The organism is Gemmatimonas sp. (genome assembly GCF_044345575.1).
In the GTDB taxonomy this organism is placed as follows: domain Bacteria; phylum Gemmatimonadota; class Gemmatimonadetes; order Gemmatimonadales; family Gemmatimonadaceae; genus Gemmatimonas.
On the sequence record NZ_JBIJAW010000167.1, the window covers coordinates 1 to 7,321 of the forward strand.

7 protein-coding genes and 1 pseudogene are annotated in these 7,321 nt (G+C 67.9%); 1 reads left to right on the forward strand and 7 read right to left on the reverse strand.

The window, feature by feature from the left end; all coding sequences use genetic code 11:
• A pseudogene (locus ACIQ6O_RS10560) lies at window positions 1-561 on the forward strand (glycosyl hydrolase); the annotation flags it as partial.
• A 122-nt stretch (window positions 562-683) separates the two neighbouring features.
• Here the strand turns inward: ACIQ6O_RS10560 and ACIQ6O_RS10565 are convergent.
• The 7 genes from ACIQ6O_RS10565 to ACIQ6O_RS10595 form a co-directional block, all read right to left on the reverse strand.
• Window positions 684-1,850: a nitrate/nitrite transporter gene (locus ACIQ6O_RS10565; protein WP_396207751.1), complete on the reverse strand. Its 1,167-nt coding sequence runs from the start codon at window positions 1,848-1,850 to the stop codon at window positions 684-686.
• 58 nt (window positions 1,851-1,908) lie between these two features.
• Window positions 1,909-2,322 (reverse strand): response regulator, encoded by a 414-nt coding sequence (locus ACIQ6O_RS10570; protein ID WP_396207752.1) that lies wholly within the window; start codon window positions 2,320-2,322, stop codon window positions 1,909-1,911.
• A 248-nt stretch (window positions 2,323-2,570) separates the two neighbouring features.
• Window positions 2,571-3,044 (reverse strand): hypothetical protein, encoded by a 474-nt coding sequence (locus ACIQ6O_RS10575; RefSeq protein WP_396207753.1) that lies wholly within the window; start codon window positions 3,042-3,044, stop codon window positions 2,571-2,573.
• On the reverse strand, window positions 3,041-4,993 hold the full coding sequence (locus tag ACIQ6O_RS10580) for an ATP-binding protein (protein ID WP_396207754.1): 1,953 nt from the start codon (window positions 4,991-4,993) through the stop codon (window positions 3,041-3,043). Before ACIQ6O_RS10580 ends, ACIQ6O_RS10575 begins: the two co-directional genes overlap by 4 nt.
• A 1-nt stretch (window position 4,994) precedes the next feature.
• A complete protein-coding gene (locus tag ACIQ6O_RS10585) occupies window positions 4,995-5,909 on the reverse strand; it encodes an enoyl-[acyl-carrier-protein] reductase (protein ID WP_396207755.1) in 915 nt (304 codons plus the stop codon).
• A 14-nt stretch (window positions 5,910-5,923) separates the two neighbouring features.
• Window positions 5,924-6,994 carry an L-threonylcarbamoyladenylate synthase gene (locus ACIQ6O_RS10590; protein ID WP_396207756.1) on the reverse strand — a complete coding sequence of 357 codons (1,071 nt, stop codon included), beginning with the start codon at window positions 6,992-6,994 and terminating at the stop codon, window positions 5,924-5,926.
• 57 nt (window positions 6,995-7,051) lie between these two features.
• A partial coding sequence (locus ACIQ6O_RS10595; RefSeq protein WP_396207757.1) for a hypothetical protein occupies window positions 7,052-7,321 on the reverse strand: 270 nt, incomplete at its 5' end.

The window sequence follows — 7,321 nt, forward strand, 5'->3', positions numbered from 1 at the left end:
ACGAAGCTCCTGGTGAAGAAGGATCCGCGCAGCGACGCCACCGGCGCCGATCTCGTGGCGCAGTACAAGCTGCTCATGGGTATCCGCGATCGGACCACCGATGCCAACGACGCCGTGCGCACGGTGCGCAACGTGCGTAACCAGGCGAAGGCGCGCATGACCCAGGTGGGCGCCGACTCGGCCAAGTACGCGCAGCTGGTGAAGGAGCTCGACACCAAGATCAGCGCCATGGAAGCCGAGATCTATCAGGTGAAGAACCAGTCGGGACAGGATCCGCTCAACTACCCGATCAAGGTGAACAACCAGATCGCGGCGCTGGCGGGCACGGTGGGCAGCACCGAAGCGCGTCCCACGCGTCAGTCGCAGCAGGTGTTCGATATGCTCACCAAGGAGCTCGAGGGCTACCTCGTCGAACTGCGCAAGGCGTACAAGGAGCTCATTCCGCCGATCGACGAGATCCTCAAGAAGCACGGGCATCCGGCCATCGAAGTGAAGCCGGCCGACACGCCGCAGGCGCGGCAGACGAGTGCTGAGGAAGTGGTGACGGGTCTGCGGTGGTGATGCGCGCCCCGCGCGACTGAAGACTGAGAGCCGATAACTGAAGACTCCCCTCGAGATTGCGAAATGCTCGGGGGGAGTCTTCAGTTATCGGCCGTCAGCTCTGAGCTCTCGGTACTCGGCTCTCAGTCAACGCGCTTGTCGGTGAGCACCTTGATACTCGCAATCCCCACCACCGGCCCCAGCGCGAGCATCGTGAATGCCCACGGCCATCCCACGCGCGCTTCCAGCAGCGGCACCAGCTGAATCACGCCGGCGGTGAGGAGAAAGCCGAGCGACGTCTGCAGGGTGAGCGCCGTGCCCACCGCGTGCGCAGGGACGCTTTCGGTGACCATCACGGAGAACTGCGCGCTGTCGGCGATCACGAAGAAGCCCCACACGAGCGCCACGGGGGCCAGCAGCCACAGGGAACGGCCGAACGTGGCGCCAATGAGGAGCGCGCAGGCACCACTCAGCATCATGGCCGTGTTCACGAGCCACGCCCGCCCTCGCCGGTCGGCCACCACGCCACCCCACACGCATCCGGCGCCACCCACCGCGAGGGCGCAGAATGCCACCACCGATGCGCGCATGCCGGCCGTGCGCGCATCGAGTCCCTGCGCGGCGACGCTCGCCGCCACGAACACCGGCAGCCACGTCCAGGCGGCATAGAGCTCCCACATGTGGCCCAGGTAGCCGCCCATGGCGAGGCGCCAGCGCGGCTCGCGTGCGACATCACCTACCAACTGCCACGAGAAGCGGCGCGGCGGAAACGCGTACGGGCCGTCGCGATAGCCACGCCACACGATGACGGCGGCCGCCACCGCACCGACCGACGCGGTCAGCGTCACGTTCGCGATGCTGGCGCCGGGAATCGCCTTTACCAGATATGGCAGCGCCTTGCCCACCGTGAGCGCCCCCACGATCGTGCCCACCGCCATGCCACGCCGCGCACGAAACCAGGTGGCGATCATCTTCATCGCGGGTGGATACACACCGGCCAGACAGACACCGGTGAGCGCGCGCCAGAGGAGGGCGGTGTCGAGTCCATGGGCCGATAGCACCATGGCGTTGCACCCCGCGGCCAGAAGCGCACTGCCGGCGAAGAGCCGGCGGGCGGCCACGATATCGGCCAGATTGAGCACCGCCGACACGGCGGTCCCGCCAACGAACCCGAGCTGAACGGCGGTGGTAAGCCACGCGGCCTCGCTCGCGGTGAGCGACCACATCTGCTGATACTGCGCCGATACCGCACTCGCGGCGAACCACAGCGACATCCCCAGCAACTCGGCTACCGACAGCAGCGCGAGCATGTGCCATCGCCTGGGCGCATCGTCATCCTGCACGACACGCCCGGGGGCACCCTGCTGGTCAGGCCCCACTAGCTGGCAGCGGGATTCCGGCCATGTCCAGCAACTGCGTCACATGCTCGAGCAGCTGCCCGGTGGTGAACGGCTTGGCGAGATGGACTTCGCGGCCGACGACGAGATCGGGTGGCGTGTCCTCGTCGTAGCCCGACATGAAAAGCACCGGCAACTGCGGCCGGGTGGCCCACAGCGCGTTGGCGAGATCGCGGCCCGTGCCGCCGGGCATGAAGTAGTCGGTGATCAGCAGGTCGATGCGTCCCGCTGCCACGGATGATTCAGCCTCGTCCCACTGCTCGAGCGCATCCTGCATGTGCCCCGCCGACAGAACCTGATAGCCGCGATCGCCCAGCACGCGGAGAATCACCCCACGTACGGCATCATCATCTTCGGTCACTAGCACACGCGGAATGGCAGACATGCCGTATGGCTCGGTGTTCGGGACCTGTGTGGACGAGATGGGCACTCCGCTCGATGGAGTACCACCAGTAACGCGAATCATGGAATCTGCTTCGGAATGGGCAGCGATGGCTACTGCCGCTCGTGACGCACCGGGCATGCGTCCAGCGGGAACATCGGACTCAGGTTGAGTCTCGTCGTGGCACCGGCGCTTCTTGAGTCTTCGGGGCCAACCGGCGGATGACGTCGGTTCAGGCGGATGACGTCGGTTCAGGCCGAGCGGATATCCGCCGGCACGTCGAGCTGCTGCGCCACCGCTTCCAGAAAGCGCTGCGGCCGGGCCCCGTTCCCGCCGAGACTGCGCAGGAAGCGGAGCAGCAGGTTGTGGACAGTCACCGACTCGGTGATGGTGACGATCGTGTGGCCAGTACCACCGACGTGTGCCCCCTCTTGCACCCCGACGGTGACATGCCAGCGCCCCATCTCGGTCCCGTCATCGTCGAGCAATGTGAACGTGACATCATGTGGGGCCCGCTCGGCGGCGACCTGCATCGTGGGTAGCTCCGCACACCACCGCGGCGGCCCGTCGGCTTCGCGGACGCGCGCGTACACGACGGGGACAGGGTGCGGGACTATCAGGGAGCGCACCGAGAAGCGCGTCCGCGGTGCCATGGCACCGCCGACGAGCATGGCCACCATCACCGCCGCGATGGTGGCCATGACGAGCAGAATCCAGTTCATCATGGAGCTGCCGCGGGTCGCTCCGACTGCTTCGCCGCCGTATCGAGCGACGAACGCACGCGTCTGGCGAGCTCGAGGGACGTGAAGGGCTTGGGGAGCAGTGAACGGCTTTCTCCGGCAAGCCCGAAGACCAGCTCGGTGTCCTCGGTGTATCCCGAGACGTAGAGGACCGGCAGGCCGGGGCGCGCCTGGGTGAGGCGATCGGCAAGCTCCCGCCCGTTCATACCCGGCATCACGACGTCGGTCACGAGCAGGTCGATCCGGCCTGCGAACGCCCGCGAGAGGGCGAGCGCCGCTTCGCCGTCGGCCGCCGCAAGGACGCGGTACCCACGCCGCTCGAGTGCTGCCACGGCCACGGTGCGCACCGCGTCCTCGTCTTCGGTGAGGAGTACGGTTTCCTGCCCGTTGAGCAGCTCCGGATCTTCTTCGATGGCGGGAAGGGGCACCACCGCATCGGTACGGCGCGGCAGCAGCAGATGCATGGTGGTGCCGTGGCCCACCTCCGAATCCACGCGGATCTCACCACCGCTCTGGTCCATCACGTTCGACGCGAGCGCGAGCCCAAGTCCCGACCCCTTGCCCTTGGGTTTGGTCGTGAAGAAGGGCTCGAAGATGTGCTGCCGCACCGTTTCATCCATGCCCACGCCGTCGTCGCGGACGCGAATGGCCATCCACGGTAGCCGCTGATCGAGCCGCAGGCGACGGACCTCGGTGTCGTCGAGCGCGGCCGTCTCGATGGTGAGGCGACCGCCCTGCGGCATCGCGTCCCGTGCATTGCTCACGAGATTGAGCAGCGCCTGTTCGAGTTGGGCCATGTCGGCGTGCACCGTGCCGACCTGCTCGTCGAGGTGCGTGACGAGCTCGATGTTCTCCCCGATGACCCGACGTAGCAGCCGATCGAGATCGCGCACGACGGCATTGGGGTCGAGCGTCGTGGGCTGCACCATCTGCCGACGGCTCACCGACAGGATCTGGCGCGACAGTTCGGTGCCGCGCAGCGCGAGTGCGCGAATCTCGTTCAGATCCTCGCGGTGCGCCGCGTTCTTGGGCATCTGCGCGAGGATCAGGTCGCAGTACCCCAACATCCCCGTGAGGAGATTGTTGAAGTCGTGCGAGATGCCACCGGCGAAGGTGCCGATGGCCTCCATCTTCTGCGATTGCCGCAACTGCTCTTCACTGCGGGCGAGAGCGCGCTCGGCCTGCCGGCGGGCCGTGACATCGATACCCACGCTCAGCCAGCTCGCACGCCCGAGGCGGCGCGAACTGGTGGTCGTGATCTCCATTTCGATGGCCCGGCCATCGGAGGTGCGATGGATCCAGGTACCCGCGTTCTGACGCGACTCGGAGAAGGGCAAGCGTGCACCACTGAAACGCGGCAGCTCGCTCGCGTCGAGGAGGTCGACGATCTTGAGCGAGAGGAACGCGTCGCGGCCGTAGCCGTACCGGTCGATCGCCGCTTCGTTCACGGCGAGAATGTTCATCGTCTCCGCATCCCACGCCCACATGGGCAGCGGATTGGAGTCGAACAGGAAGCGGTAGCGACGTTCGTTGTCGGCGAGCGCCGCATTGCGGCGTTCGACCGTCTCGGCCATCTGATTGAGGGCCACGGCGAGCTGGCCGATTTCGTCGGTCGACCTCACCACCGAGCGATGGCCACTCACGCCGGCCGCGAGGGCATGGGCGTCGGCGATGAGCGATTCCAGCGCACGCACGACGAGCGACGCCATGGCGTAGGCCAGCCCGAGCGACAGGAGCATCGACACCACCAGCAGGATCTGGCGGGAGGGTCCGGTGCCGTCGAACCTGACGAACGCGCCGATGATCGTGGGCGGGAGCAACGCCACGAGCACCATGAGCATCAGGCGCGCGCGGAGGCCCAGCCCCCGGGCCATTGCGGGTGGGGCAATGGCCGGGATGTCCACTACGGGTGTCGCACGAAAGGCGTCGGGCATCTCAGCGCGGCGCCCGGTCCTCGCTCGGTGGCTCCACGGCCATCCCCATCGCGTGGTAGCCCTTGTCCACGTACACGGTGGAGCCAGTGATCGCGCTGGCGAGCGGGCTGCAGAGGAACGCGGCGGTGGTGCCGACTTCGCGCGCCGAGAGTTCTTCGGCGAGCGGCGAGTTGGCCGCGCAGTACTTCACCATCGTGTCGATGATGCCGATGGCACTGGCCGCGCGCGAGGCGTACGGGCCGGCCGAAATGGTGTTCACGCGGAGCCCCCACTTGCGTCCCGCTTCGAACGACAAGGTGCGGGTGTCGCTCTCGAGCTGCGCCTTGGCCGACGACATGCCACCACCGTAGCCGGGAATGGCGCGCTCGCTGGCCATGTAGGTGAGCGAGCAGACGGCGCCGCCCGGACGCATGAGCGGCCCGAGGCGCTGCACCATGGACACCAGCGAATAGGCGCTCGCGCTGGAGGCGGCGAGATAGCCGGCGCGGCTCACTTCGAGCAGCGGCTTCTTCACTTCGGGGCCGTTGGCCAGCGAGTGGAAGACGATGTCGAGTGACTGGTCGCCGAAATCTGCCGCGAAGCGGGAAGCGAGTCCGTCGATGGAGAAATCGCCGAGTTCCTTGTAGCGCTTGTTCTCGCGGATCTCGGCGGGCGCGCTCTCCAGCGTGTCGTAGACGGCGTCGAGCGGATAGATGCGCTCGAAGGTGAGGAGCGAACCGTCGGGCATCCGCCGCGACTCGTCGAGCTTGCCGCGCTCGAGGAGATTCAGGAAGATGTTGAGCGCCGGCGGCCACGTGGCCACACACACGCTGGCGCCCGCTTCGGCAAAGGCCTTGGCGATGGCCCAGCCGAATCCGTTGTCGTCGGCCACACCCGCCACGAGGGCGCGCTTGCCGGTCAGGTCGATGGGTAGCATGCGCGAAACATAGCTCACCGCGCTGCCCGTGTGAGCCGGTCACGCACGCCGTCCCACGCCGCGGTTTCGGGTGGGGATTCGATGACCACCAGCGCCGCCTGATCGGCATCGGCATCGTGCAGCGCGGCGTAGAGGGCGCGCGCGTACTCGCCGGGTGCGTCGGGCATGTGCACCTGGGTCACCGCGGCCGCGTCGCCGGGCGCGAGTGGCAGCGGGGCACCGATGAGCAGGGCGTACACGCGCGGGGCCTCCGGACCGGTGCGACCGGCGAACCACGCGGTGATGGCGCTGGCCATCTCGTGACGCTGCGCCGACGAAAAGAGCCACACGTCGCCCCGTGGCGCGTAGTGGCGATCGGCCATGCCGGGCGATCGCGGGGTGTCGGCAGTCGAGAGGCCGTCTGCAGACCGGTCGTGTGCGATGGTGCGCACGGCATGGCGCACCGGCACCCCCAACGGCGCGAGCGCTGCCTCGAGGGACTCGCGGCCCAGCATCCCCGGGCGAAGGATCACGACGTCGGGGCCGGTACAATCCACCACGGTACTCTCGATCCCCACGGCGCACGGTCCGCCGTCGAGTACCAGTGGCACCCGATCACCGAGCGATCGTGCGACGTGGTCGGCGGTGGTGGGGCTCACCTGCGTGAAGCGATTGGCGCTCGGCGCGGCCACGGGCACGCCAGCGGCGTCGAGCAGCGCCAGCGCCACCGGGTGATCGGGCACGCGCACCGCGACCGCATCGAGACCGGCGGTGGCCACGTCGGGCACCGCGGGCGCCTTGGGCACGACGAGGGTGAGGGGCCCGGGCCAGAAGGCCTGCGCGAGGCATTCGGCGGTGGCGGGCCAGTCTCGTGACAGCGCCCGTGCCGCCTGCACGTTCGGGACGTGCGCGATGACCGGATTCCACGCAGGACGTCCCTTGGCGGCGTAGATGCGCGCGACGGCCTCACCATCGAGCGCGTTCGCACCAAGCCCGTACACCGTCTCGGTGGGGAAGGCCACGAGCTCCCCGCGCCGCAGGCGGGCGCCGGCATCGGCGATGATGGCGGGATCGGGACGGAGCGGGTCGACCTTCACGACTGACATGCCCAAAACTACTCGGGGCGGGGAGGGGCCTGCCGACCGGAACCGATCAGGGCGTGCTCACCCTTCCGGGGGGCGGTCGAAATACATCTCGCCATCCGCTGCGTCGTCGGGCTCGAACGGTGCGTCGAGAATGCGCAGCGCCTGCGTGGCCTCGCTCTCGCGTACCGCCAACCGCACCGGAAACAACAGGCGCATGGCGGGAAGCATGCCGCCGGCATCGTCCCGCAACACCACGGCGGGAATCCGGTGGGCTTCGAGTACGCTCCGTGCGACGAGCGCTTCCATTTCATTCACGTATTCGCGGATGACCACCATGGCTTCTCCCAT

What these genes read in the sequence shown, in the direction of transcription:
- ACIQ6O_RS10585 (WP_396207755.1), bottom strand. Translation starts at nt 5,909, where the DNA reads ATGCTACCCATCGACCTGACCGGCAAGCGCGCCCTCGTGGCGGGTGTG.
- ACIQ6O_RS10570 (WP_396207752.1), bottom strand. Translation starts at nt 2,322, where the DNA reads ATGTCTGCCATTCCGCGTGTGCTAGTGACCGAAGATGATGATGCCGTA.
- ACIQ6O_RS10580 (WP_396207754.1), bottom strand. Translation starts at nt 4,993, where the DNA reads ATGCCCGACGCCTTTCGTGCGACACCCGTAGTGGACATCCCGGCCATT.
- ACIQ6O_RS10590 (WP_396207756.1), bottom strand. Translation starts at nt 6,994, where the DNA reads ATGTCAGTCGTGAAGGTCGACCCGCTCCGTCCCGATCCCGCCATCATC.
- ACIQ6O_RS10565 (WP_396207751.1), bottom strand. Translation starts at nt 1,850, where the DNA reads ATGCTCGCGCTGCTGTCGGTAGCCGAGTTGCTGGGGATGTCGCTGTGG.
- ACIQ6O_RS10575 (WP_396207753.1), bottom strand. Translation starts at nt 3,044, where the DNA reads ATGATGAACTGGATTCTGCTCGTCATGGCCACCATCGCGGCGGTGATG.